The following is a 26,923-nucleotide window of genomic DNA, read 5'->3' as shown; positions in this document are numbered from 1 at the left end:
GCGTTGTACGATAAGGAAACCAATATGCATAAGAAACCTCACGAAGGGCGCGCCCATGAAACTGCAGCAGCTCATCTATGCCGTCAAGGTTGCCGAGTGCGGCAACATCACCGAGGCCTCGCGCCGCCTGTTTGTCTCGCAGCCGTCCATCACCGCCTCAATCCGTGAGCTCGAGGCCGAGATGGGGGTTACCATCTTTGAGCGCTCTAACAAGGGCGTGGTGGTGACCGAGGAGGGCGAGACCTTTTTAGGGTATGCGCGCCAGGTGCTCGAGCAGGTCGATCTGCTCGAGGAACGCTACTGCGGCGAGGCGCGCCAAGTGCCGCATTTCTCTGTCTCGTGTCAGCACTACTCGTTTGCGGTCAATGCGTTTGTCGACGTGATTCGTCAGTTTGATGCTGCGCGCTACGACTTTACCCTGCGCGAGGAACAGACGCACGAGATTATCGAGGACGTCTCGCATATGAAAAGCGAGTTGGGCATCTTGTATTTGAGCTCGCGCAATCGCGAGGTGATCGAGAAGATGCTGCGTCAAAACGAGCTGGAGTTCGCGCCGCTTTTCCGTGCCGAGCCGCACGTGTTCCTTTCGTCATCGCATCCGCTGGCGGGACGCAGCAGCGTCACCCTCGACGACTTGCAGGACTACCCCTATCTCTCCTACGAGCAGGGGGATTACAACTCGTTTTACTTCTCCGAGGAGATTCTCTCCACCTTGGATCGCGCCAAGAACATTCGCGTGCGCGACCGTGCCACACTGTTCAACCTGGTAATCGGTTTGGACGGCTATACCGTTTGCTCGGGCGTCATCTCGGCCGAGCTCAACGGCGAGGGTATTGTCGCTGTGCCGCTCGATGTGGACGAGTATATGGAGATAGGCGTTATCACGCGAAAGAACTCACAGCTCACGCGCTATGGCGAGGCGTATGTCGAGGCGCTGCGGCGTCACATCTAGATGGCGTTGGCCGGGATAGAAAGCGCGGCCGCCGGAGGGGGAGCTCCGGCGGCCGCTTCCACATGGAGAGGGAGCGATGCTTGGCACCTTTCGGGCGTACGCCCCGTTGTGCGCTACGAGCGCTTACGGCTCGCCACGGCACCCGCGGCGATAGCGGCTGCTCCCGCAAGGGCGGTCGCTACGATGGTTGCGCCCGAGGTGTCGCCGGTTGCTGCGAGCTTGCCGACGGTCTTGGCTCCCACGGTTGCGGTCGCAACGGTCTTGGTCGTCTTTGTGCCCTCAGGCTTGGAATCAGGCTTGGAATCCTCGGGCTTGGCCTGCCTCGTAGACGGTGCGATGACGGCTCTCTTGGCGATGGCATCGTCGTAGGGGGAATCAACCACGGCGTCGCCTGTGCCAATGGCTTGGCCTGCCTCGTAGACGGTGCCGTCACTGAGCTCTTCTTTGTGGCGATAGTCAATGACTTTGCCGCCTTCAGGCGTCAGGATGCCGGCGCCTTCGATCTCGATGGTGCCGATCGCCTTGCCGTCCGCGCTCATGGCAAGGGCGAAGATTGCCGCCGTGTCTCCCTCGGCCGTGACCTTGCTGCGGACGATCGAGATGGTCGCGGGCGTGATGCCCTCGCTGGTCTGAGCAAAGATGCCGATGTTCACGCCCCTGCGCTCAGGGGTGATCTCGCCATCCTGGTTTCCACTGTAGCAGTCGGGGCCATCGCCGCCGGTCTCGATATAGCGGGCTATAGCCTTGACAACGGAGTCGCTAATGTAGATGTGACCACCCGCTTCGTTGGGGTTGTAGTTTCTGGTGGAAATCGCAGTCGAGAATTCGCCCTCTGCGAACGCATCCACGATCGAGCCGTTCTTGATGACGATGTCGTCCTCATCGGTGAAGAGGGCGCTGACACCGTCGCGTTCTGCGGCCGCGCGGACCGTCACGGTCGCGTGGTCGAGCGTGATGCCCTTATAGGCATAGATGCCATATCCAACACCATGCGCGTTAAGGGAGGCATTTGTGACCGTGAGGCCGCCTATGGCCTTAACGGCATAGTCTTCCTCGGAGCTTGCCTTGACCTGGCTGCCGCCCGAAATCTCGATGTTGCCGCCAGCCCAAATCGCTACGTCCTCGACAGAGCTTGCCTCTACCGTGCCGCCGCCCTTGATGGTGAGGTTTTCCTTGGCATCGATTCCTTGATCCTCGGTAGCCTTGGCGGTGACGGTTCCGCTATTGTCGATCGTGATGTCGCCGTCGGCCCTGATGCCATCCGAATCACCCGTGGCGTTGACGTTGCCCGAACCCTTGATGGTGAGATCACCCTTGGCATCGATAGCGTCGTGCTCGGTACTCGTGGCGTTGACGGTGCCAGCACCGTCGATGTTGATGTCGCCATCGGACATGATGGCGTCGCCAGAAGATGTCACGTTGAGCGTGCTAGATGCATCACCTTGAATGTTGAGCTCGGCGTTCTCGGCATTACCATCCATAACCAAGATGCCGCGGCCGTTCTCGTTGGTGACGGTGTTATTGCCCGAGTAGCTTACGTTGAGCTTGCCCTCGGCCTGGATCGCAACGCCGTCATAGCCGTTGAGCTTCATATCGTCGGCGCCATCCCATGACCAGGTGCCGGCGTCGTCGCCTGCCGCGGTGCCGGCGTTGTACTGGGTGCCGCCGACGTCGATCCATTCGGCGGCAAGCGAGATGCTCGGCATGAGCAACGAGCTCACCGTGAGCGCACAGGCCAAGCTGCAGACGATACGGCGGGTCACGCGGCGCCAGCTCCCGCGTGCGAGCACGGCACGGTGGCGCGGGCGGAGATCGGCAAAGTGCGCTCCTGCAGGACGGTCATGCTTGGTGGGGGTCGTGAACGTGGTCATGGCTGTTCCCATCTCTCATATGGTGTGCACCGCTGCTTTGAGCGTACGCGCCAACGGGTGCGGCCGATAGTGCCATTTGGGAACGAATATGGCCAATTTTATGCAAGCTCAGGCGCTTGAAGTCCAAAGAAAACCGCACGACCCTTATTGTGCGAGCATCCAAGCGATGCCCCTCGCACTTCGTAGGGCCGGCTCGCTAAAGTGGTTGCCGGGATTGCACTCAAAGAGCGTTTTGGCGCCGCGGTCTTGCAGGGTCTGCTCGCAGCGTTTGGTGTCGGCGAGCACCTTGCGCATCATTCGGTTGGGGGTCTTGTGCTCCTTTTTGCCCAAGGAGAGGTAGGCGACGTCGAGGGCACCTTGAGGAAGATTCTCGTCGAGGTACTCGGCAAAACCGGGAAACCACAGCGAGCCCGAGATGCTTGCCGCTCGGCTAAACAGATCGGTTTTGCAGCATGCCCACAGGGCAAAGAGCCCGGCGAGCGAGTAACCGGCGATAGCGCGGAGGCGTGGGGGAACGGCGAGGGGTGCTTCGATCGAGGGAATGATCTTGCGCGTAAGTTCATGTAGGAAGGCCGCGGCTTCTCCAGCAAATGGCTCGCTGGCCGCCGTGATGGCGTCGCAGGGCCAAGGGGAGAGCTCGCGGTTCCAATCGAGCCCGCCGATAGCCACAAGTGTGAACGGAAGACAGCCCAGGTCACAACAGCACTGGAGAACGTCGTCTCCCATTCCCGCGACAACGGGCAGGTACACGATGGGCGCCCCCGCGTTGGGTGCGGGGTATATGGCGACCTGTTTTTCGCATGCTGCCATGTGTGGCTCCTTTGCGACAAAGGGTGATGCTGGGCATATCGATTGTGCCATGTCCAGGGGATGGGCCCTTTGTCGCGGGGATGAATGGCGGCAAATCGTACATTTTGAGATAAGTGGCGGATAATCATGCGAATGAGCGCTGTTTCTTGACGAAAAAAGAGCGAGAAACCGCCACTCAATTGGAAATGAATGAAAACCCGCCACTCAATAACTGAGAGCGAGAGAAAACCCGCCATCCGATAACCGAGAACAAGAGAAAACCTGCCGCTCAACAGCGGCCATGGTTAAGGAACGAACAGAGCTGCCGCTCAACAATCAAAAAAGCGCGGAGCCGTTTATGCGGCCCCGCGCTCTGCTGGTTTGATATGGCTTGTGCGCTTACGCTACGAAGAAGTAGACGAGGAACGCAAGGGCAGCGATCCACATGAGCGGCTTGATCTCGCGGGCCTTGCCGGTGAAGACGGCGACGATGACATAGGCGATGAAGCCCAGGCCGATGCCAGCGGAGATGGAGTAGGTGAAGGACACGCCGGCAGCGATCATGAACGCCGGGAAGCCCTGGGACACGTCGGTCCAATCGATCTCGGTGACCTCGGTCATCATGAGGTAGCCAACGTAGACCAGAGCGCCGCAGGTGGCAGCGCTGGAGACAACGGTGACGATCGGCGAGAAGAACGCGGCGAGGATGAACAGCACACCGGTGGTGACGGAGGTGAGGCCGGAGCGGCCGCCGTCCGCGGCACCCGAAGTGGACTCGACAAAGGTGGTGATGGACGAAACGCCCATAAAGCCGCCAGCTGCAGCCGCCACGGAGTCGACAATCAGAATGGGGCGGATGTCCTCGACATTGCCGTCCTCGGTGAGGAACTCGCCCTGCTTGGCTACGGCCATAGCGGTGCCCATGGTGTCAAAGAAGTCGCTCATGAGCAGGGAGAATGCGACAATGAGCAGCATCGGGTCGGTGAGGACCTTCACGATGGCGAGGGTGCCGTCGGCGGTGGCGGCAAACGGGGCGCCAAAAGTCGAGAGATTGAGCGGTGCCACGATGCCCGTCGGTGCCTGCGTGACGCCCAGCGGAATGCCGGCGAGCACGGCGACGATGATGCCGATGAGCAGCGAGCCGGGGACGTTGCGGGAGGCAAGCGCCACGGTCACGACAATCGAGACGATACCGACGATGAAGGCGGGGGAGGTGACGTCGCCCAGGCCCACGAGGGTGCCGTTGCCGGCGACGATGATGCCGGCGTCGGCCAGGCCGATGAGGGCGATGAAGAGACCCAGGCCAACGGAGATGGCATGGCGCAGGGTTACCGGGATAGCATCCATGATGGCCTCGCGCAGGCCGCACAAAACGAGCAGCAAGATGACGATGCCCTCAAGGAAGATGACGCCCATGGCGACGTGCCAGTCGCCGCCGCACATGGTGGCGGTAATGCCGGCGACCATGGCGTTGATGCCCAGGCCCGAGGCGCAGGCGAGCGGGCGGTTGGCAAAGATGCCCATGCAGATGGTCATGATGCCGGCGCCCAGACAGGTGGCGCAGGCGAGCGCGCCGCCGTCGATGCCGGCGCCGGAGAGTATCGCCGGGTTGACGGCGATGATGTAGGCCATCGCAAGGAACGTGGTCAGGCCCGCGCGGACCTCGGTGCCGAAGGACGAGCCTCGCTCACCGTACTTAAAGAACGATTCCATGAATCCCCTTTTCGCTGTTGCGGATCGCTTCCGCAGATTTACAACGTCCTACACTCTACCGTATGGTGCTTGGATAAATCCACAGCATGTGGGCAATATTTCCAACCGGTTGCTCTTTTGAGTCAAGATAAGGCAAGATGACGGTTTCGCAACGGCTTATATCCGCTGCGGGCGAGTGCCGTTCGCTCTGTTACTCTAGATGCAGTTTTGTCGATAGATGAGGAGTTGACCCATGATCAAGGAATTGGTGACCGACGAGGCGCTGCTGAGCACCCCCTGCGAGCCTGCGACCGTTGAGGACATTGCTGTCGCCACCGACCTTACGGACACGCTTGCAAGCCTGGAGAACGCTGGCTGCCTGGCCGCGAACCAGATTGGCGTCACCCGCGCGCTGTTCGCCTTCGAGGACGAGTCGGGCACGGTGCGCGTGATGGCCAACCCCAAGGTGCTCTTTGGTCTGGGCGCCGATAAGGTGGAGGAGTCCTGCCTTACGCACGAGGGTATCTCCCGAGTGACGCGCTACATCAAGATCAAACTGTCCTACGACGAGTTTGTCGATGGCGAGCTCCGTCATCGCAAGGGCGAGTTCGTGGGCTGGGAGGCTCAGATGATTCAGCACATGGCCGATCACTGCGCCGGCAAGCTCGTCTAGTTGTCGCTTTCGCAATGCGGGACGCCGCGTGCGCTCTGGCTGGTGCCGGACGCACGCGGCGTCTTTTTAAATGAAGCAGAAAATCCCTTTTAGCTCAGGTGTCTCACGGTCTAAAAGGGATTTTCTGCTTCATTTGCGTGGCGGCAGGCTGCAATGACGACGGCGGGGCAGCGACGGCGGGGACGCGGCCAGCGACGGCGCCCCCGCGACGCGGATGGTCTATCGGGCTTCGAGCTGGGCGATAAGGCGCTGGGCCACCTCCACGCAGTCGCCGACGACGGCATATTGCGCGGCGTTGAAGATGGGGGCATCGGCGTCTTCGTTGACGGCGACGACGGTTTGGGCACCGCTGATACCTGCCAGGTGCTGAATGGCGCCGGAGACGCCCAGGCTGATGAGCAGCTCGGGCGCAACGGAGACGCCTGTTTGGCCAACCTGATGGCGGTACTCGAGCCAACCGGCTTCGACCAAGGGGCGCGTGCAGCCGATTTCTGCCCCCAACAGCTCTGCCAGACGGCGCATCACCGGTAGGTTCTTCTTCGAGCCGATGCCGCGGCCCAACACAAGCAGGCGTTTGGCTTCGGCAATCGACGCCTGGCTATCGGCGGGGATATGCTCAACCACGCGCACGCGTGAGGCAACAGCTGCGTCAAGCTCGACATCGGTCACTTTGCCCGTACGATTGGCGTCGGCTTCCGGCGCGCAGAAAATGCCGGGGCGAACCGTTGCCATTTGGGGACGATGCGCGGGACACATGATGGTTGCCATGAGGTTGCCGCCAAAGGCGGGGCGCGTTTGATGCAGCAGGCCTGTTTTCTCGTCGATTTCGAGCACGGTGCAGTCGGCGGTGAGGCCTGTTTGCAGACGCACGGCGATGCCCGGTGCGAGCTCGCGGCCAAAATCGGTGGCGCCGTAAAGAATTACCTCGGGGCGATACTCGCGCGCGAGGGCGCAGATCCAGTGAGCGAAGACGCCCGAGTCGTTTGTGGCCAGGCGGTCGTCCTGGCAGCGCAGCACCTCGTCGGCGCCGTGGGCGACCAAAGCATTCGCTGCAGCATCGTCGGCATTCGAGGCTTCCCCTAAAACGGCGATTACGCGGCATTCGCGCTGGGCGGCAAGTTCGCGTGCGCGTCCCAGCAACTCGAACGCCACTGGCAGTACGGCTCCTGCCGCATCCGTTTGAGCAAAGACCCAGATGTCGTGATAGGCGGAGGGGTCAATGTCAGTCCGGGCCTCGTCGCGCTCAATCGAAAGGGCGCCTACCGGGCAGGCGTCGACGCACGATCCGCACAGGATACACGAGTCGGTGACGTGCGCGCAGCGGTTGGGGCGCTCTCCTTCCACGACGATGCCGCCCGAGGCGCAGGCACGCACGCAGCGGCCGCAGCCGACGCAAGCCTCGGCGTCAATAAGAAGTCCGCTCATCTAGTTCATCTCCTTAAGCAGATTGGCGAGGGCATGCACCTGGGTGTCGATATCGCCACCGATATATGTGCAGTCATGGGTGCGCTCGGGAACAAATGAACGCACGACCTGTGTGGGCGATCCCGCAAGGCCGCAGCGGGCGGGGTCCGCTCCTGCATCTGCCGCGGTGAGGACCTCGATCGAGGCATCCTCTGCGGCGAGCACGCCGGCGATGCTGGGCATGCGTAGCTGTGCCACGTCTTTTCCCACGGTGATGACGGCTGGCAGGGGGATCTCTACGACGTCATGGCCCTCATCGGTAACATGCGTCACGACGATGTGGTCGCTTGCGACCTCGCGAATTTCGGAAACATCGGTGACGCAGGGGATATTAAACGCGCCCGCAAGCTCGGGGCCGATCTGCGCGGTATCGCCGTCGACGGCCATCTTTCCGCAAACGATGAGGTCGGGGTTTCCAATATGTTCGATGCCAAGCGTAAGCGCGTAGCAGGTGGCAAGAGTGTCGGCGCCGGCAAAAGCGCGGTCCGAGAGCAGCACGCCGGAATCTGCCCCGCGTGCCACGCAGTCGCGCAGGAGGTCTGCCGTGGCGGGGATTCCCATAGAGAGTGCCGTTACGGTGACGTCTGCGCCTTGGTTTGCCAGGGCTTCACATGCCTGCAGGGCACATTCCAGGGCGGTGGCATCGAAGGGGTTGATAACCGCTTGTTTGCCATCGCGCACGATGGTGTTGGTCTTGGGGTCCATTTTTACCTCGGTGCTGCTGGGCACCGCCTTGACGCAGGCTATGATGCGCATGCTACTCAGCCTCCTTACGGGCAGCGTCTGCTGTTTCGGGTGCAAACAGGTTGCCACGGCCCAACTGCGCCCTGGGGTCGAGCTGGGCTTTAAGGGAGGCCATTTGGGCAATGTGCTCCTTGCCGTACATGACTGTGAGGAAATCGCGCTTGATCTTGCCCACACCGTGCTCCGCCGAGACGGCTCCTCCCATTTCGGTGACTTTTGCGGCCCATTTCAAGAACAGCTTTTTGCCGGCGGCGTAATCCGCGTCGTTGCGCGGCAGGATGTTGACGTGCAGGTGGTTGTTGCCTATGTGTCCCCATGCGGCAGATTCGAGGCCGGCCTCGGCGAGAGAGCTGCGATAGAGGGCAATGACGTCTGCCAGGCGGTCGTCGGGCACGGACATGTCGCTTCCCAGCTTGGTGATGGTGGGGAAGGTGCGGCGGCGCTCGTCGATGAGCATGTTGACGCTTTCGGGAATCGCATGACGGAAGAAGCGCTGGCTCTCGCGGTCGACATCCGTGCGGGCGACCCATGTGTCGTACCGGCTGCCGTCATGTGCTTCGAGAAGCTCTCCCAGGCGGGCGAGCTCGGATGTGGCTTCTTTTTGCGAGTCTGCCTCAAGCTCCACGTAGACGCAGTAGGCATAGTGTGCATCGAGTTTGGGCAGGGCGGAGAAAGCGGTGCTCGCTTCGCGCTGCTGGCGCAGGATGTCGAGGGCCTCGGCGTCAAAATATTCCATTGCCGCGGCGCGCTCAAGGACAGGACGCGCAGCATCGACAAAGGCTATTGCGGCATCTTCGGTCCCAAAGAAACAGTTGACTCCCCAAGTCACGGCGGGTACCGGCATGAGGGCGAGTTCCAGTTCGCAGATGACGCCCAAAGTGCCGTCGCTGCCAATGAACAGATCGATAGCGTCCATATCGTTTTCGACATAGTAGCCGGAGGCATTTTTTGTATGGGGCATCTGGTAGGTGGGGAGGTCGAGTTCGAGCAACGCGCCCGACTCGGTTTTAAGTGAGAGGCGGCGGCCGTGGCTGCGTACCTCGCCGCGGCGCAGCGACAGGACGTCACCGTTGGCAAGTGCTACGCGCAAAGCCGAGACATGGCCGCGCATGGGGCCGTAAGCGTAGCTGCGTGCGCCCGATGCATTGCATGCCGCCATGCCGCCCAAGCAGGCTGAAGCCTCGGTTGGATCGGTGGGGAAGAACTGCTCGGGGCCGGCATAGAGCTCGTCGAGTGCCAAAAGGCTTGCGGTGTCCCATCCGTGCGTGGGGATGGATTTGTTTGTAAGATGTTTGCGCAGTTCGGAGAGGACCACGCCGGGCTGCACGCGCAGATAGAACACGCCTGCATCGTCACGACGAAGGCCCAGGTAGGAGCATGCGCGCGAGAGGTTCATAACGTGTCCGCCGGCAGGTACGGCGCCACCGGCAAGACCGGTGCGGCTGCCTTGCACGGTGATGGGCGTGCCGGCGGGGTACAGCTTGCGTAACACGGAGCGAATCTCGTCCTCGCACGTGGGGAACGAGATGGTCTGTGCTGATCCGACGCTGCGCGATTCGTCGCGCAGGTATTCTTCGAATTCCGCGCCAAGCGGTTTGATTTGGGTCATATGGATTTGCCCCTTTACCTCGATAAGCGGCTTGGCCGATGGGGCGCCGGTTCAAACGGTGACTTGCGATGCGGCGTGCGCCACGCATATGCAGCCGTTACGGCGGCGCCTCCCTGCCACCTGTTGACTTAGCATCCTAGTTGCCTTGTGTTACGTGAGCATTTCGGGCTGCGATGGTTTTGACTTGGGGATGCCTTGCTCGGCTTGTCATGCGCGTTCCCGCAGCCTGTTGACCCTGCTTTTTGGCTTCAATTCTTTTTTGCTTTCGCGCAGTACAAATCAAGACCCCCGAGCCGATGAGGGAAAGACTCGGGGCCTTGCTGCATGCATATGGCAAGCACGAGGGGTGGGAGCGCTTACACCTATTGGCTATTCGGGCTGTTGACGATAACGATGCCCGCGCTTACGAGCGCGAGCGCGATCAGGGCAAACCAGGGGTTCACGGCGTCGGTCTCTCCCAGGAGCACCGCAGACATCGCCGCGCCAAAGACAGGCGTCATGAACCCAAAGATGCTCACGCGGCTCACAGGATTTGCGGCGAGAAGCCTTGACCAGAGGGTATATGCCATGGCCGATATAAAGCCCATATAGAGGATGAGGGTGAATGCGGGCCCGGGGGATACGGGGCAAAGGCTTCCTCCCATGGCAAGGCCGCAGCCAAGCAGTACGACGCCTCCGGTGACAAATTGCCAGCCCGAGAGCAAAACGGAGTCATGCGTGCGGCCGAGGACGGCGATGAAGCAGGTGGAGATTGCGCCTGCAACGCTGCTGAGCAGGATGAAGCCCTCTCCGTCGAGCGCGAATGAGAACGCGGCGTCGCCACTGCCGCCAAGGTTCACGAGGACGACGCCGGCAAAGCCGATGGTGCAGCCAATGACCGCCTTGCGGGTGAGGTTCTCGGTCTTGAAGATAAGGGCTGCAAAGAGGATGGCAAAGAAGTAGGCGGCCGCTCCGATGATCGAGCTGGTAACGCCAGCGGCATGGCTAAGTCCTCCGTAGAAGAAGAAGTACTGCAGCACGGTCTGGAATAGCGCAAGGATGCCGATGGCGCCCAGGTCGCGCTTGGCGGGTAAAAGCGCCCGACGCTGTGCGATGCTAACGCCGACGACAACCATAATGCCGGCAATGGTGAAGCGCGTGCCGGCAAAGACGAGCCGCGAAGCGACGTCTGAGCCGGTGATGCCAAACAGCTCATAGCCGATTTTGACGCAAGGATATGCTGAGCCCCAAAGGCCGCAGCTAATAAGACAGCCCAGTATCAAGCCGGGCAAGGTCCCCAAAAACGATTTGTCGGTACGCTCGCGTGTCATAGGTCCCCATGATACACGACCAGGCCGATGTACCTGATTTTATTCACAGCGCACCGCGGCATGTTACCGTGCTTTTACGCGCTTTCGGAAGGCAAGTGTTGCTTCGCGAGCGATATCTGGAATCGTTTTGAACAAGAATTGCCGTTCGAAAAATGCTACTTATACAAAACAATTCGATATGCGTATCCTGTTTTGAGATTAGACGAGTAGCCGCTTTAGCCAATGGACAAAACCCCAGGATTTTGAGGGGGTAATAAAACGCCTACTTGGCATGTTTGGCTTTAGGGTACACATTTCGATGAGTTTTGAAAAATGAGGGTGAGAGCCGCCTAAAATGCGAACGCTGCTCGAAAGATCTCCTGTTTAGCTGATACCCGCTGATGAGTGGCGGTTTTTGAAATGTAACGGCTTGAGAGGGACGAGCCTTGCGTCGATAGTCACCGCTCGAGAGCGGATTGGCTTCAAATGAGTGGCGGCTTTTCGAACATTTCCGAATGAGTGGCGGTTTTTGAAACGTCCTGGAAGCGAAATCTGCTGTAGGGTGCACGATTATCCGCCACTCGTTTCAAAATGAGTGATTTACCGCCACTCGTTGAGGGATATGGCGAGGACGGAACGCGGCGAGCGAGGACGGAACGCACTGCTCGGCGCATCGCGAGCGTGGTGGGCGAGTGTCGCCGATCTCACGAGGAGTACGGCTGCGGGGTGCAGCGCATCCAGCTCGAGGGCGGGCGCATCTGCAGAGCGGGGGCTGCTAGAAACAAGTTTGCCAGCGCGACGAAAAAAGCGTCGACCCAAAGGGCCGACGCCTAACACTGCAATCGATGTGCCGCGAAGCGCTTACGCGAAGTATGCCACGCCGCTCTCGAAGACGGGCATCCATGCGTTGCCCGGAACGTTGCTGTAGAGGTTGTCACCGCGGCGCTCCACGTGACCCATCTTGCCAAACACGCGGCCGTCGGGGCTGGTGATGCCCTCGATAGCGGCAACGGAGCCATTGGGGTTCACGTCGAGGCTCATGCTGGGCACGCCCGCCTCATCTACATACTGCGTAGCGACCTGGCCGTTGGCCACGAGCGTGCGGAGCACCTCGTCGTTGGCGACGAAGCGACCCTCGCCGTGGCTGATAGCCACGGTATAGGGATCGTCCATCTGGCACTGGGAGAGCCAGGGCGAGAGGTTGGACGCGATGCGCGTGCGAACCAGGCGGCTCTGATGGCGGCCGATGGTGTTGAACGTCAGCGTGGGCGCGTCGGGCGTGGCGTCGACGATATCGCCATAGGGCACAAGACCCAGTTTGATGAGCGCCTGGAAACCGTTGCAGATGCCGAGCATCAGGCCATCGCGAGCCTGCAGCAGGTCGCGAACGGCCTCGGTGACCTCGGGGGCGCGGAAGAACGCGGTGATGAACTTGGCGGAGCCGTCGGGCTCGTCGCCACCGGAGAAGCCACCGGGGATCATAACGATCTGGCTCTCGCGGATGCGACGTGCGAGCTCGTGGGTGCTCTCGGCAACAGCCTCGGGCGAGAGGTTGTTGATCACAAAGGTATCGGCCTCGGCGCCGGCGGTGCGGAAGGCGCGGGCGGTGTCATATTCGCAGTTGTTGCCGGGGAACACAGGGATGATAACACGCGGACGGGCGATCTTGGCGCCGCTGAACACGTGGATGTCCTTGGCGGTAAAGTCGATCTTTTCGACCGGCTGGGCCTCAAGGTCGGCTGCGGCGTGACGATAGCTAAATACGCTCTCGATGCCGCCCTCCCAAGCTTCCTGCAGCTGCGCGAGGTCGATTTGCTCATTGGCGGTCTCGAGCACATAGCCCTCAACGGTAGTGCCAAGCGGCTCCACGACAACGCCCTCGGCGACATCGCCAAGCTCGGCGTCCTCGGAAAGCTCAACGATAAAGCTGCCGTACATCGGGGTGAAGAGGCTCTCGACATCCACGTCGTCGGCAAGCTCGAGGCCAAGCTGGTTGCCCACGCACATCTTGAAGAGGCTCTCTGCGCCGCAGCCATAGCCGGGCGTGGAGATGGCGAGCGCGGTGCCCGCGGCGGTCAGGCTCTCGACAAGCTTAAACACGTCGATGAGCTGGGCTGCGTCGGGACGATAATCCTCGCCGTAGACAGCCGGCGCGATGCGCACCACGCGGTTGCCGGCGGTCTTGAACTCGGGGGAGACGGCGCGCGCAGCGCGGCCCACGGCCACGGCGAAGCTGATGAGCGTCGGCGGAACGTTGAGCTCCTGGCCGTCCTGCTCAAAGCTGCCGCTCATGGAGTCCTTGCCACCGATGGCGCCGGCACCGAGGTCGATCTGGGCCATCAGGGCGCCAAGGACTGCGGCGACAGGCTTGCCCCAGCGCTCGGGCTGGGTGCGCAGACGCTCGAAGTACTCCTGGAAAGAGAGATACGCCTTCTCATGCTCGAAACCTGCGGCAACGAGCTTGGCCACGCTCTCTACGACGGAGAGATAAGCGCCGGCAAACTGGTCTGCCTCCATGAGGAAGGGGTTGAAGCCCCAGGACATGGCGGATGCCGTGGTGGTTTCGCCGTCCACGGGGAACTTGGCGACCATAGCCTCGGAAGGCGTGAGCTGCGTCTTGCCGCCGAAGGGCATGAGCACGGTGGCGGCACCGATGGTGGAGTCAAAGCGCTCGGCGAGGCCCTTGTTGGAGGCGACGTTGAGGTCGGTGACGAGCGAGGTCATGCGCTCGGCGAGCGTCGTGCCGGCCCAGCTGGGCTGCCATACGCTCCGGGCGACCACATGGGCCTCCTGATGCTTGGGCGCGCCGTTGGAGTTGAGGAACTCGCGGGAGAGGTCGACGATGGCCACGCCGTTCCAAGCCATGCGCATGCGCGGCTCTTGGGTGACTTCGGCGATGACAGTGGCCTCGAGGTTTTCCTCGGCGGCATAGCCCATGAACTCCTCGACGTCCTCGTCGGCTACAGCACATGCCATGCGCTCCTGGGACTCGGAGATGGCGAGCTCGGTGCCATCGAGGCCCTCGTACTTCTTGGTCACCATGTCGAGGTCGACGTGCAGGCCGTCGGCAAGCTCGCCTACGGCGACGGAGACGCCGCCTGCGCCAAAGTCATTGCAGCGCTTGATCAAGCGGCATGCGTCACCACGGCGGAACAGGCGCTGGAGTTTGCGCTCGACAGGGGCGTTGCCCTTCTGCACCTCGGCGCCGGAAGTCTCGATGGAGTCGGTGTTTTGCGTCTTGGAAGAACCGGTGGCGCCGCCGATGCCGTCACGGCCGGTGCGACCGCCGAGCAGGATGATCTTGTCGGTGGGTGCGGGGCACTCGCGGCGCACATGGGAAGCCGGAGTGGCGCCCACGACAGCGCCGACCTCCATGCGCTTGGCGGTGTAACCGGGGTGATACAGCTCATTGACCTGACCGGTGGCAAGACCGATCTGGTTGCCGTAGCTGGAGTAGCCGGCGGCAGCGGTGGTCACGAGCTTGCGCTGCGGAAGCTTGCCGGCAAGCGTCTCGGACACGGGGACCGTGGGGTCGGATGCGCCGGTGACGCGCATGGCCTGGTACACGTAGCTGCGGCCGGAGAGCGGGTCGCGGATGGCGCCGCCCACGCAGGTGGCGGCACCGCCGAAGGGCTCGATCTCGGTGGGATGGTTGTGCGTCTCGTTCTTGAAGAGGAAGAGCCAGTCCTGGTCCTCGCCGTCGACATCGACCGTCACCTTGACGGTGCAAGCGTTGATCTCTTCGGACTCGTCAAGGTTCGTGAGCTGGCCGGTCTTCTTGAGGTACTTGGCACCGATAGTGCCCATGTCCATGAGGCAGACGGGTTTGGCGTCGCGGCCCAGCTCGTGGCGGATCTCCATGTAGCGGTCGAAGGCGGCCTGCACGACGACGTCGTCGATGGCGACGGTATCGAGCACGGTGCCGAAAGTAGTGTGGCGGCAGTGGTCGGACCAGTAGGTGTCGATCACGCGAATCTCGGTGATGGTGGGGTCGCGGTCCTCCTCGCGGAAGTACTGCTGGCAAAAGGCGATGTCCGCCTCGTCCATGGCAAGGCCGCGCTCGGCGATGACCGAGGCGAGACCCGCTTCGTCAAGCTCGCGGAAGCCGTCGAGCACCTCGACGGGAGCGGGCTCGGGCACGTCGACCTTGAGGGTCGCGGGAAGCTCGAGGCTCGCGAGGCGCGCCTCGACAGGGTTCACCACGTAGTGCTGGATGGCTTCGACGTCTGCCTGCGCAAGGCTGCCTTCAAGCACATAGACCTTGGCGGAGCGCACATCGGGGCGCTCGCCCTGGGAGATGAGCTGCACGCACTCGCTTGCAGAGTCTGCGCGCTGGTCGAACTGGCCGGGCAGGAACTCCACGGCGAACACGGGCGCGTCGCCGCAGTCGGGCAGCTCGGTGTAGGTCACGTCCACCTGGGGCTCGGAGAACACGGTGGGAACGCAGGAATCGAAAAGCTCCTGGCTGATGCCCTCAACGTCGTAGCGGTTGATAACGCGAACGCCCGTCAGGCCGCTCACGCCGAGAATCTCGGTGAGCTCTGCCTTGAGCTGCTGCGCCTCCACGTCAAACCCTGGCTTTTTCTCCACGTAGATGCGAGAGACCATTGCTGCTGCCTTCCTGTTGGTAGTGGCTACTCGTGCCGGTGCATGGCGGCGGTCGCGGGCATGCAGCCTGTGCCTTGAACCATGCATAACATAAACCTCATTATCATACGACATGGGTCGCGCTGCATGGGTGCTGGTGCGGCTTTTCTCCGGCTTGACAGATTTTCAAATCGCAAAGGAGCGCGGGCCCTCTGTTTTGTTGCGGCAAGATCCGGATGGGCCGGCTGGTGGCGCATACCGGGTAGCGTACCTGGGCGGCCGCACCGCGCCTGCATGACCGTATGTCACACGGGTGCATACGTGTGCTGTGCGGGGCGGCGACGGCCGGGCGCGCTGTCTTTGTCGCTACAACTCTGCTGCTAGGCGCTCGCCCATGAGGTATCCCATGACCGAGGCCATCATGAGGCCGCGCGTCCAGCCGCTGGAATCTCCCAGGCAATGGAGGTTGGCGACGCTTGTGGTGAACTCCTTGTCCATGGTCACGCGGTTGCTGTAGAACTTGAGCTCGGGCGCATAGAGGAGCGTCTCTGCAGAGGCAAAGCCGGGGATGGCCTTGTCCACGGCGAGCATGAACGCGACGATCGAGGTCATCGTGCGATAGGGGAGCGCGCTCGTGATGTCGCCCGCGACGGCATCCGGCAGCGTGGGGCGCACGTTTGATTGGTCGAGTTCCTTTTGCCAGGTGCGTTTGCCGTTGAGGATATCGCCAAAGCGCTGCACGAGGATATGGCCGTTACCCAGCATGTTACAGAGCCTGCCGATGTTTTGCGCATAGGCGATCGGCTGGTTGAACGGTTCGCGGAAGTTATGCGAACACAGGATGGCGAGGTTGGTGTTCTCGGATTTCCGCTCCTTGAAGGAGTGGCCGTTTACCACCGCAAGGCCGCCGTCGTAGTTCTCCTGCGCCACAAAGCCGCCGGGGTTTTGACAAAACGTGCGCACCTTGTTGCGGAAGGGATTGGGATAGCCAATGAGTTTTCCCTCGTAGAGAACCTCGTTCACGTCTTCGATAACTTCGTTTCGCATCTCAACGCGCACGCCCACATCGACAGGCCCCGGCGTATGAAGGATCCCATGTTCGGAGCACAGGTGCTCAAGCCAATCGGCGCCGCGACGTCCGGTGGCCACGATGACGCGCTTGGCGTCGATACGCTCCTCACCATCGGGTCCTGCGGCAATGACGCCGCGGCAAATATCGTTCTCGATAATCACGTCGCGGCACTCGGTGCGAAAACGCATCTCGACGCCGGAATCGCGAAGATGGTTCTCGATTGCGAGATAGAGCTCCTGGGCTTTCTCGGTGCCCAGGTGGCGGATCGGGCAATCGACCATTTTGAGGCCTGCCTGGATGGCGCGACGGCGAATGTCGCGGATCTGCGCGTTGTGTCCCGCGCCCTCGACGTGCTCGTCTGCGCCAAAGGCGAGGTAAATCTTGTCCACCTTGTCGATGGTCTCCTGGGCCTTCCCGGCTCCGATCAGCTCGGGGAGGTCGCCGCCAACCTCGTAGGATAAGGAGAGCTTCCCGTCCGAGAACGCGCCTGCGCCCGAAAAGCCCGTGGTGATATTGCAAGGCCGGCAGTTTGCGCAGCGCCCGGTTTTATCTTTGGGACAATGCCTCTTTTCTACTGGGAGGCCCTTTTCCAGCAAGACGATATGGGTCTCGGGCCGTTCTTCGATGAGCTTGAGAGCCGTGAAGATGCCCGCGGGGCCGGCACCGACGATAACGATATCTGCGTTCATAGGATTTCACCTCATGAGATGGGAGCGCCCGGGCGAACCTTGCTGCCCGGGGAGATGCTCTAAATATGCTAATAATCAGGCTGCATAAAGACAAGAAACGGCAGCTCGAGCGGTCGGTATTCCCGGTGAATAACGGCGGGAGAGGTCACTGTCTTGCAAACGGATTTCGGAGCGCGGAGCCGTGCGCGCGATCTTGGGAAGCGTCGGCGAGGCAGGGGAGACCGCTCGGTCCCAAGGTCGCCCATCGCCGCTGGCGGGCCGTTATGTTGCGAGTGCGCGAACGTTTGTGGCGACCGCCCTGGCATGCGCCATAATGGGACCCGTTTGATATCCCCGGTCCTTTGGAGCGTGATTATCATGTCCAAACCCTATCGCATCGCCGTTGGAGGCTTCCATATCGAGTGCTCCGAGTTCACGCCGTACCGCTCAGGCGAGGCCGCATTTCGCGTGCGCCGCGGCCAGGAGCTGCTCGACAGCCATCCGTGGATCACGGGCGACACCTCTGCGATCGATGCCGCGCGCCTCGAGCGCTTTGGCGCCATCGAGCGCATCGAAGGCGTCGAGTGGGTGCCCCTTACCTATGCGGGCGCCCTCCCCGGTGGTCCGGTGACTAACGAGTTTTTCAACGCGTGGCTCGATGAGTTCTGCACGCTGCTTGAGCAAGCCCATAACGAGGAGCCTCTCGATGCCGTACTACTCACCATTCATGGCGCCGCGAGCGTGGTGGACCTGGAGGACGGCGAGGGCGTGATCGCCTCCCGCGTGCGCCAGATCGTGGGCAAAGACGTTCCCATCGCTGCCTCCATGGACCTGCACGGCTGCATATCGGATCTGCTGTTTGAGTCCTGCGACCTGCTTACCTGCTACCGCACCGCTCCGCACATCGATGTTCCCTGGACGCACGAACGCGCCGCCCGCGCCCTTATCAAGGTGCTCGACAATCCCGGGCGCACGCTCTACCGCGCCCGCGTGAACGTGCCCGTGCTGCTTCCAGGCGAGAAGACTTCGACCGAGGTGGAGCCCGGCGCGAGCATGTATGCCAAGCTGGGTGTCTATCAGCTGCAAGACGATGTGTTCGATACATCCATCTGGATGGGCTTCCCCTGGGCCGACATGGAGCGCTGCCACGGCGCCGTCGTGTCCTACGGCTACGACGAGCAGGCCGTGTGCGACGCTGCCATGGCTGCTGCCCAGGACTTTTGGGACAACGCGGGCGTCTTTGAGTTCGTGGGCCCCACCGATACCGCCGAGGGTTCCGTTGCCCAGGCACTCTCTGCCGAGGTAAGCCCGTTCTTTGTTTCCGACACGGGAGACAATCCCGGTGCCGGTGGCACGGACGACAGCACCGTCTTTTTGCGCGAGATTCTCGATGCCTACCGTGCTCAGGGCAGTACGAAGCGCGTCGTTTTTGCGTCCCTCAACGACCCCGCCGCCGTCGAGGCGTGCGAGCAAGCGGGTGTGGGTGCTCCCGTTCGACTGGCTGTGGGTGCCATGAACGGCGGCGTGTCCGGTGAGCCCGTGATGATGGATGGCGTGGTAGATCGTCTGTTTGACGAGTATCGCAGCGGCGGCAAGAGCGCCGTTATCGCCGAGCGCAACTTCAAGGTCATCGTCACCACGGCGCGTACGCAGTTTGGCTGCTCCGAGCAGTACGAGGCCGCCGGCACGCCGTTTGATGCCGAGGATATCGTCGTGGTCAAGATGGGCTATCTTGAGCCCGATCTTTCCGCTGCCGCCAAGGGCTGGGTCATGGCGCTCACGCCGGGCGCTGTAGACCAGGACCTCCCGCGCCTGGGGCATCACAAGATCATGCGCCCGCTCTATCCCTTCGATGAGCTGCCGTTCGATCCGCATCTGACGGTCGACCTTCTCGAGCGCGCCTAACCCCCATGTGACAAAAGTCCACGGGTTTGTTTTTGTCATATTTTTCAGGGCTCCTTCCGGCTTTTCCTCTCGCAGATTTCCGCCCATCAAAATGGGTACAGTGGAAAAGTTAGAAAAGGAGCCCTTTTCATGGCTTTTGTCTCTTTGGCTGTTATTGCGGGCGCGGCCTTCGTCTGCCCGGTCCTCGCCGCCCTCGTTCCGGGTCGCGCGATTCCCGAGACCGTGTTTTTGCTGCTGGCGGGCGCCGTACTTGGGCCCCATATGCTCGGCTTCATCCATATCGATGAGGCGGTATCCATCGTGTCTGAGCTTGGCCTCGCGTTTTTGTTTTTGCTTGCGGGCTACGAGATCAATCCCAAACATGTTGTTGGGGGCGAGGGACGCTGGGGCCTGGGGGCTTGGGTCGTGTCGTTCCTGCTTGCCTGGCTTGCCGTCCGCATGGCGCCGACGTTTTCGACGGGCAGCATCGACGGCCTCGCGGTCACGCTAGCGCTCACCTCGACGGCACTGGGCACGCTTATGCCCATCTTGCATGAGCGCTCGCTTATGGGCACGCGCCTGGGCGATTCGATCTTGGCATACGGCACCTGGGGAGAGCTTGGCCCGGTCCTTGCTATGTCGGTGCTGCTTTCCGCGCGCAGCAGCGTTCAGACGCTCATGATCCTCGCTGCGTTTCTTGTCGTTTGCGTGGTGCTTGCCGCCGTGCCTGCCCGCTCGCGCAGGTTGGGCAACCGCTTCTTCCGTTTTATCCAGAACCGTGCCGATACCACGTCGCAGACGTTTGTACGTCTCACGGTCTTCATCCTTATCGTGCTTGTTGCCTTTACAGCGATCTTCGACCTCGACATCGTACTTGGCGCCTTTGCCGCGGGCTTTGTCCTGCGCTTTATTATCCCCGAGGGCGACCATACGCTCGAAAGCAAGCTCGAGGGCTTGGCGTACGGCTTTTTGATTCCGGTCTTCTTTTGCGTGTCGGGTGCCAAGATCGACCTCTCCGCCGTTGCCGCCAATCCGCTGATGCTCGCAGGCTTTATCGTGGCGCTGCTCGTGATCCGTGCCGTGCCCATCGCCATCGCCATGAGGCTCTGTCCGCTTACGCGCGATGTTACCCCGCATGGCCGTACCACGGTGGCGCTCTACTGCACCACGGCGCTGCCTATCATCGTCGCCGTTACAAGCGTTGCAGTTTCTGCGGGCGCCATGGGCCAAGATATGGCATCGGTGCTTGTTGCCGCGGGCGCGTGCACGGTGTTTCTCATGCCCTTGCTGGCCCAGGCCACGTATCGCATGGTCGATGCCCGTCCGCTTGAGGCTGCCAGCCAGGTTGTCGAGCATCCTCGCGATGCGGCGCAGATCATTCGCGAGCATCATGACTTGGCAAAACTGCTTGCGCGCGAGCACAAGGTCCTTACCTCGCACGGGCATGGTGATGCGACAGACGAGGCTCCCACCTGGGGAAACATCGCGGAGCACATCGCTGCAGACCCGTTGCATCATCGTTCGATCGACGATCGCATTGCCATGGCGGCGCACCTGCTTGCCGAGGACGTCTATGAAAACGAGGTCGATCCTTCGTCTCTCTCGCCGCGTGAGCGTCGCCGCCTTGAGCGTGCGAAACTTGCGGTGCAGGAATACCGACGTCGCATGCTTGAGCTTCGTCACGAGGACGATGCCGAGTGAGATGCAGAAGCGAGGGCTGCGCGTTGCCGCAAAAAAGACTACCCTCGAAGCGTTTGAAATCGAACGCAAGCCTAAGGAGGACCTATGGATAGCCGTGAGAATAAAACAGAGTGCGTGCCGAGCGATGCCTTGTTTGGTACCTCGGCTGCGGCACTCGACCCTAATGCCAATGCCGAACTCGTAAAGCAGTTCGCAAAGAGCCGTGGCAATCGCATTGCGCGCAACGCCGTCACCTCGATGGACGTGATGGCAGCCGCCCGCAACCCGGTTACCATGCGCACATATTCCGATACCTACCGCGTTGCCGTTAAAGCGCCCAAGACCGTGACCAATCAGCGCCAGTCCGGCCGTTGCTGGATGTTCTCGACGCTCAATACGCAGCGCGTGGAGATTTGCCGCCTGCTCGATGTGGACGACTTCGAGTTCTCTCAGGCATATGGCATGTTCTACGACAAGCTCGAGAAGGCCAACGCTTTTTTGGGAAACATCATCGCCACGGCCCATCTTCCCTTTGACGACCGCGCCGTGACCTTGCTGTTGGAAAACCCCGCGCCCGATGGAGGAGAGTGGCGCTTTGCCGCCAACCTCATTGGGAAGTGGGGTGTGGTGCCCAAGGAGGTCATGCCCGAGACCGCGTGCACCAAAGATTCCTCTCAGATGAATCGCTATCTCAATCGCCTGTTGCGCCGCGATGCCGCGATTTTGCGCGCTGCGGTTGAGCAGGGCAAGTCTGATGAGGAACTGCAGGAGCGTCGTCGCCAGATGATGGAGGACGTACACCGCGTGCTTTGCATCTGCCTGGGCGAGCCCCCGCTGACCTTCGATTTTGAGCTTGCGGTGGGCGAGCATGCAGAAGTCGACCCGTCCAAAGTCAGCGTGCAGGAGGGCGCGGCGATGACGGGCAAGGCGATGGGCACCGAGGATGCAAAGCTCGTCCGCATCCTGCGCGAGGAGGGCATCACTCCCCAGGAGTTCCAGCGCCGTTATGTGCGCTTTGATGCCAATGACTACGTCGATCTTGTTTCCTGCCCGGGCGCAACGCGCCCCTTCGAGCGCGTGGTGGGCGTGCGCTGGATGGATACCGTGGTGGGCGCTCCCGTTATGCGCATGCTGAATATGCCGCCCGAGGTCCTCGAGCGCGCCGCGGTGGCTTCGCTTAAAGCGGGCCATGCTTGCTATATGGCATGCGACGTATCCCAGCAGTTCGCGCGACACATCGAGGACTTCCCTGGCGTGCTTGCCCTCGACACCATTGACGCCGAGGGCCTGTTCGATATCGATCTGGATATGGACAAAGCCACGATGCATGACATGCGCGAGAGCTGCATGACGCATGCCATGACGTTCCAAGGCGTCGAGCTGGCAGACGATGGCACGCCGCGCGCTTGGCGCGTCGAGAACAGCTGGGGCAAGGACGCCTGCAAGGATGGCTACCTGATTATGAGCGGCGAGTGGTTCCGTCTCTATGGCGGCGAGGTCGTGGTGCGCCGCGAGTTTCTGGACGAGCAAACGCTCAAGCTGTGGGATACCCTGCCCGTCGAGATGTGCAATCCGTGGGATGCCGTTGCATCTGCGGTGCAAGTGAAGTAGACGCTGCTTGGGCAGGCCTCTCAATTCGTTTCCAAACAGCAAAAAGGGCTGCTCGAATTAACTCGGGCAGCCCTTTGTCTTAGCGATTGTTTGGACGCAAGTCGCCGGCTCTAGTTGGCCATCACGCCGTCGGTCCAGGCGTCGACGTCCTCGATGCGCAGGACGTTCGCGACCTCGCTTACGCAATCAGACGCGGCGAGGGCCGCGGCTGCATCTTGGACGTTCTTCTCCAATGCCTTGTGCGTAAGGAAGATGACGGAGCATGCGTCGCTGTCGCTGTTGCCGTCTTCGAGCTGGTTGATGAGCGAGATGGAAATGTCGTGCTTGGCAAACACGTTCACGGCTTCGGCGAGCGCGCCCACGCGGTCGGCGACGCGCAGGCGGATGTAGTACTTGGTCTCAAGCTCGTCCATGGAACGGATGGGCTTATTGCGGCTGAACGGCTCGCTTTCGGGCAGCGGCGCCACACCGCGGCTGATCTGTTCGGAGAGCGTCAAGATGTCGCCCACCACGGCGCTCGCGGTGGGGAAGGAGCCCGCGCCCGCGCCGTAGAACATGGTCTCGCCCACGGCGTCGCCCACCACGTAGACGGCGTTCATGGCGCCCGAGACCTTTGCCAGCTGGTGGTCGAGCGGAATCATCGTGGGGTGCACGCGCACGTCCACACCCTCGGCGGTGTTGCGGGCGATGCCCAAAAGCTTGATGGTGTAGCCCAGGTCGTGCGCCACGGAGATGTCCTCGGCGCTGATGGTGCGAATGCCCTGCTGGTACACATCGTCGGTAGTCACACGCGAGCTAAAGCCAATAGAGGCGAGAATGGCCGTTTTGCTGGCGGCGTCAAAGCCGTCGACATCGGCGGAGGGGTCGGCCTCGGCGTAGCCCTTGGCTTGTGCGTCGGCGAGCACGTCGGCGTAATCGGCACCCTCTGCCTCCATGCGGGAGAGAATGTAGTTGGTGGTGCCGTTTAGGATGCCTGCGATGGTGAGGATCCCGTTGCCCACGAGGTCGCGCTCGAGGGTGCTCACGATGGGGATGCCGCCGCCGCAGCTCGCCTCGCACTTAAGCTGCACGCCGTGCTCGCGCGCGGCGCGGGCGAAGGCCTCGACATGACGTCCCAGCAGCGCCTTGTTGGCAGTGACCACGTGCTTGCCGGCAGCGAAGGCGGCCTCGTAGATTTCGGTCGCAGGATGCTCGCCGCCGATGAGTTCGACCACGATGTCGACGTTCTCGTCGGACACGACGTCATGCCAGTCGCTCGTGAATTGCTCGGGTGTGATGCCGGCAGCTTCGGCCTGCTCCCAGACCAGGCCGCAGGCGCGCGCGATCTTGAGGTCGATGTTGTAGGCGTCCAGATAGCGATCGTGATGGGAAAGGATGGTGCGGGCGACGCCGCCGCCCACCGTGCCCAAGCCGATGAGGCCCACGTTGACGGTGCGGAGATTGTCCTGCATAGATGGCTCCTTACGCGGTATCTGAGGGTGGATGCGAATTTGCGTAATGGCATTCTAGCGGCTCGACCGATGCCTGTCACGGTATCGCGCCGGCGGCCCTCGCCTGGCGTCGACGGAAACCGTTTGGACATATTGGAAACAGGCGAGACACACAAAACAAGCCTGTAAAAAACGGCGCCGAAAAAGCGAGTGGTCTCTCCTCAACGTTCGGGCGACACGGATCCAGCGCTTGGAACGGGATGGCAAAAGTGCAAGATCGTCGTCGAGGGCTTGACCGGAACTCTGACATGGAACGATGAGGGTCAGGTCGAAAAGCCCGCAACCGCCTACGTCATCAAGGATGGCAAGTACGTCCAGGCGTAACCGTTGCCGCTGTCCTCGCGCGTCGAAATCGTTTTGAAACATTAAATCTGAGCTGCGAAAACGACGTTTCCCGCAGCTCAGAGGGTCGTGCGCGCGCGGGCTTCTCGCTGGAGGAAGAAATCCCATAAATACCGCTTACTTTTGGATGATAAAGCGATTATTCTTCTGAACACCCACAAATGTGGGCGTGTTCGCAGTTGTCGGTATCTGTTGGAATCCGACTGTCATCGAAAGGAGAGCCGCATGTCGAGCCTCAACGGTAAGTCATTCAACCCTGTTATGAATCGCAGGAGCGTTATCGCGAGCGCAGCTGGTCTGGGGGTCGCGGGTATTCTAGCCGGTTGCTCCTCTGAGGGTGGCGACAGCGGCTCCGCATCGGCCAACTCCAACGGCGGCGAGTTCAAGATCGGTGCCATCGGTCCCAAGACCGGTGCCGCCGCTTCTTACGGCCTCTCCGTGTGCAACGGCGTCGAGCTCGGCTGCAAGGATTTCTCCAACGACACCTATAACTTCGTGAGCAAGAGCGAAGATGACGTCGCCGACGGCGAGAAGTCCGTCACCGCGTTCAATACCCTTGCCGACTGGGGCATGCAGGCGCTCGTCGGCCCCACCACCACCGGCGCTTCCGTTGCCGTGGCCGAGGTCGCAGCGCAAGATCCCCAGATCTTCATGATCACCCCGTCCGCTTCTTCCACGGACGTCACCAAGGGCAAGACCAATGTCTTCCAGGTGTGCTTCACCGACCCCAACCAGGGCGTTAACGCTGCTAAGTTCCTCGCTGCCAACTACGGCGACGAGAAGTTCGTTCTGTTCTACAACTCCGGCGATTCCTATTCTTCCGGCATCGCCGATGCGTTCAAGGAGCAAGCTGCCGAGTCCAAGCTCGAGATCGTCGACGAGGAGACCTTCAAGGACGATTCTCAGACCTCCTTCACCAACCAGCTCACCAAGGCCAAGGAAAAGGGCGCGACGATGATTTTCGCCCCGATCTACTACACTCCGGCCTCTGTGCTCCTCAAGAACGCCTCCGATATGGGCTACGAGGTCAAGATGATGGGTTGCGACGGCATGGACGGCATCCTGGGCGTCGAGGGCTTCGACACCTCCCTTGCCGAGGGTCTGCTGCTCATGACCCCGTTCTCCGCCGACGACGAGAGCAACGCCGACTTCGTGAAGGCCTATAAGGACGCTTACGGCAAGACTCCCGATCAGTTTGCCGCAGACGCCTACGACGGTGTCCATGCAGTTGCCGAGGCTTTGAAGGAGGCTGGCCTTCCGGCCGACGTCGATCCTACAGAGGCTTCTTCCAAGCTTGCTGAGGCCATGACCAAGATTACGGTCAAGGGTCTGACCGGCACTCTGACGTGGAACGACAAGGGCGAGGTCCAAAAGGATCCGACCGCGTACGTCATTAAGGACGGTAAGTACGTCCAGGCCTAAGCGCCGCGGAGTGCCTGCACATACGTGCACGTAACATAAGCAGGGGCGGAACTATTCCACCCCTGCTTTTTCCCTATTGGGACAAGGTGTATTTCTTGACCGTTACCCCTGTTTTACGGGAGGGTTTCGCCCCTTGTATGTCGCGTTGGGGGCGGCCTATCCTAATCGAGTCACATAACGAAAGGAGGGTGTGAAACATGACGGTATTCATCCAGTATCTGGTGAACGGCCTGTCCATGGGCAGCGTCTACGCGATCATCGCGCTGGGCTACACCATGGTCTACGGTATCGCCAAGATGCTCAACTTCGCCCATGGTGACGTGATCATGGTCGGTGCATACGTTTCGTTTTGCGCCACATCGTATCTGGGACTGCCCGGCTGGCTTTCGGTGGTCCTCTCCGTCGTCGTATGCACCGTGCTGGGCGTGCTCGTCGAGGGCCTGGCGTATCGACCGCTGCGAGCCGCAGGTCCGCTTGCGGTCCTTATCACGGCTATCGGCGTTTCGTATTTCCTGCAAAATGCCGCCCAGCTGCTGTGGGGTGCCACGCCCAAGAACTTCACCTCTCTGGTCAGGTTCCCGGTTCCGCCATTTTTGGCGCAGTTCAACGTTTCTGCCGTGTCGCTCGTCACCATCCTCGCCTGTATCTTGATCATGGTGGTGCTCATGTGGTTCACCTCCAAGTCCAAGATGGGTAAGGCCATGCGCGCCTGCTCCGAAGATAAGGCGGCCGCTCAGCTCATGGGCATCAACGTCAACCGCACCATTTCGATGACGTTTGCCATCGGTTCTGCCCTGGCGGCCATCGCCGGCGTGCTGCTGTGCTCGTATTCTCCGGTGCTGCAGCCTACGACCGGAGCCATGCCCGGCATCAAGGCCTTTACCGCTGCCGTTTTCGGCGGCATCGGCTCCATTCCCGGTGCTTTTGTGGGAGGCGTCCTGCTTGGCATCATTGAGGCCATGGCGCAGGCGTACATTTCCACGTCGCTTGCCAACTCTATTGTGTTTGCCGTTCTTATCGTGGTGCTTCTGGTCAAGCCTGCAGGCCTTCTGGGCAAGTACGTTCCGGAGAAAGTGTAGGTGGG

18 protein-coding genes are annotated in these 26,923 nt (G+C 61.3%); 8 read left to right on the top strand and 10 right to left on the bottom strand.

The features are described from left to right. The first annotated feature begins 55 nt into the window (after positions 1–55). The gene (locus BQ9843_RS00225; RefSeq protein ID WP_040220049.1) at positions 56–952 is read left to right on the top strand and encodes a LysR family transcriptional regulator; all 897 of its coding nucleotides are present in this window, start codon (positions 56–58) and stop codon (positions 950–952) included. 113 nt (positions 953–1,065) lie between these two features. Here BQ9843_RS00225 and BQ9843_RS00220 read toward each other — a convergent pair whose 3' ends face one another. The 3 genes from BQ9843_RS00220 to BQ9843_RS00210 form a co-directional block, all read right to left on the bottom strand. After that, positions 1,066–2,823 (bottom strand): carbohydrate-binding domain-containing protein, encoded by a 1,758-nt coding sequence (locus tag BQ9843_RS00220; protein ID WP_075843415.1) that lies wholly within the window; start codon positions 2,821–2,823, stop codon positions 1,066–1,068. A 144-nt stretch (positions 2,824–2,967) separates the two neighbouring features. Beyond that, positions 2,968–3,633, bottom strand: coding sequence for an alpha/beta hydrolase (locus BQ9843_RS00215; protein WP_075843414.1), 666 nt, complete (start codon positions 3,631–3,633; stop codon positions 2,968–2,970). A 378-nt stretch (positions 3,634–4,011) separates the two neighbouring features. Next, positions 4,012–5,325, bottom strand: a complete 1,314-nt coding sequence (locus tag BQ9843_RS00210; RefSeq protein WP_022387162.1) for an NCS2 family permease — start codon at positions 5,323–5,325, stop codon at positions 4,012–4,014. A gap of 232 nt (positions 5,326–5,557) precedes the next feature. On the opposite strand from BQ9843_RS00210, the gene BQ9843_RS00205 reads away from it, so the two are divergent. Further along, on the top strand, positions 5,558–5,977 hold the full coding sequence (locus BQ9843_RS00205; protein WP_040220057.1) for a peptide deformylase: 420 nt from the start codon (positions 5,558–5,560) through the stop codon (positions 5,975–5,977). 219 nt (positions 5,978–6,196) lie between these two features. On the opposite strand, the gene BQ9843_RS00200 is transcribed toward BQ9843_RS00205, so the two are convergent. From BQ9843_RS00200 to BQ9843_RS00175, 6 genes are all read right to left on the bottom strand, one after another. Further along, on the bottom strand, positions 6,197–7,402 hold the full coding sequence (locus BQ9843_RS00200; RefSeq protein WP_075843413.1) for an electron transfer flavoprotein subunit alpha: 1,206 nt from the start codon (positions 7,400–7,402) through the stop codon (positions 6,197–6,199). Next, positions 7,403–8,197, bottom strand: coding sequence for an electron transfer flavoprotein subunit beta/FixA family protein (locus BQ9843_RS00195; protein WP_075843412.1), 795 nt, complete (start codon positions 8,195–8,197; stop codon positions 7,403–7,405). It lies immediately after the preceding gene. Position 8,198: 1 nt separating this feature from the next. Continuing rightward, positions 8,199–9,794 (bottom strand): FAD-binding oxidoreductase, encoded by a 1,596-nt coding sequence (locus BQ9843_RS00190; protein WP_075843411.1) that lies wholly within the window; start codon positions 9,792–9,794, stop codon positions 8,199–8,201. A 362-nt stretch (positions 9,795–10,156) separates the two neighbouring features. After that, positions 10,157–11,104: a DMT family transporter gene (locus BQ9843_RS00185; protein ID WP_075843410.1), complete on the bottom strand. Its 948-nt coding sequence runs from the start codon at positions 11,102–11,104 to the stop codon at positions 10,157–10,159. A gap of 840 nt (positions 11,105–11,944) precedes the next feature. Beyond that, positions 11,945–15,691: a phosphoribosylformylglycinamidine synthase gene (locus BQ9843_RS00180; RefSeq protein WP_075843409.1), complete on the bottom strand. Its 3,747-nt coding sequence runs from the start codon at positions 15,689–15,691 to the stop codon at positions 11,945–11,947. Between the two features lie 345 nt (positions 15,692–16,036). Then, on the bottom strand, positions 16,037–17,431 hold the full coding sequence (locus tag BQ9843_RS00175; protein WP_075843408.1) for an NAD(P)/FAD-dependent oxidoreductase: 1,395 nt from the start codon (positions 17,429–17,431) through the stop codon (positions 16,037–16,039). Positions 17,432–17,788: 357 nt separating this feature from the next. Here BQ9843_RS00175 and BQ9843_RS00170 point away from each other — a divergent pair, with 357 nt between their 5' ends. From BQ9843_RS00170 to BQ9843_RS00160, 3 genes are all read left to right on the top strand, one after another. Further along, positions 17,789–19,315 carry a M81 family metallopeptidase gene (locus BQ9843_RS00170; protein WP_075843407.1) on the top strand — a complete coding sequence of 509 codons (1,527 nt, stop codon included), beginning with the start codon at positions 17,789–17,791 and terminating at the stop codon, positions 19,313–19,315. Positions 19,316–19,444: 129 nt separating this feature from the next. After that, positions 19,445–20,995: a cation:proton antiporter gene (locus BQ9843_RS00165; protein ID WP_075843406.1), complete on the top strand. Its 1,551-nt coding sequence runs from the start codon at positions 19,445–19,447 to the stop codon at positions 20,993–20,995. An 84-nt stretch (positions 20,996–21,079) separates the two neighbouring features. Next, on the top strand, positions 21,080–22,585 hold the full coding sequence (locus tag BQ9843_RS00160; protein WP_083647843.1) for a C1 family peptidase: 1,506 nt from the start codon (positions 21,080–21,082) through the stop codon (positions 22,583–22,585). Positions 22,586–22,695: 110 nt separating this feature from the next. Here BQ9843_RS00160 and BQ9843_RS00155 read toward each other — a convergent pair whose 3' ends face one another. Then, complete coding sequence (locus BQ9843_RS00155; protein ID WP_075843405.1) at positions 22,696–24,036, bottom strand: homoserine dehydrogenase; 1,341 nt, start codon at positions 24,034–24,036, stop codon at positions 22,696–22,698. A gap of 189 nt (positions 24,037–24,225) precedes the next feature. On the opposite strand from BQ9843_RS00155, the gene BQ9843_RS08685 reads away from it, so the two are divergent. The 3 genes from BQ9843_RS08685 (at position 24,226) to BQ9843_RS00145 (ending at position 26,918) form a co-directional block, all read left to right on the top strand. Continuing rightward, positions 24,226–24,399, top strand: coding sequence for a hypothetical protein (locus BQ9843_RS08685; RefSeq protein ID WP_154665534.1), 174 nt, complete (start codon positions 24,226–24,228; stop codon positions 24,397–24,399). A 243-nt stretch (positions 24,400–24,642) separates the two neighbouring features. Then, entirely contained in the window at positions 24,643–25,839 is a 1,197-nt protein-coding gene (locus BQ9843_RS00150; RefSeq protein WP_083647842.1) for an ABC transporter substrate-binding protein, read from the top strand. A gap of 197 nt (positions 25,840–26,036) precedes the next feature. Continuing rightward, a complete protein-coding gene (locus BQ9843_RS00145) occupies positions 26,037–26,918 on the top strand; it encodes a branched-chain amino acid ABC transporter permease (protein WP_075843404.1) in 882 nt (293 codons plus the stop codon). Positions 26,919–26,923: the final 5 nt, after the last annotated feature.

Source organism: Collinsella bouchesdurhonensis (assembly GCF_900155365.1).
Classification (GTDB): Bacteria; Actinomycetota; Coriobacteriia; order Coriobacteriales; family Coriobacteriaceae; genus Collinsella; species Collinsella bouchesdurhonensis.
This window is presented reverse-complemented; position numbering and strand designations above follow the sequence as displayed.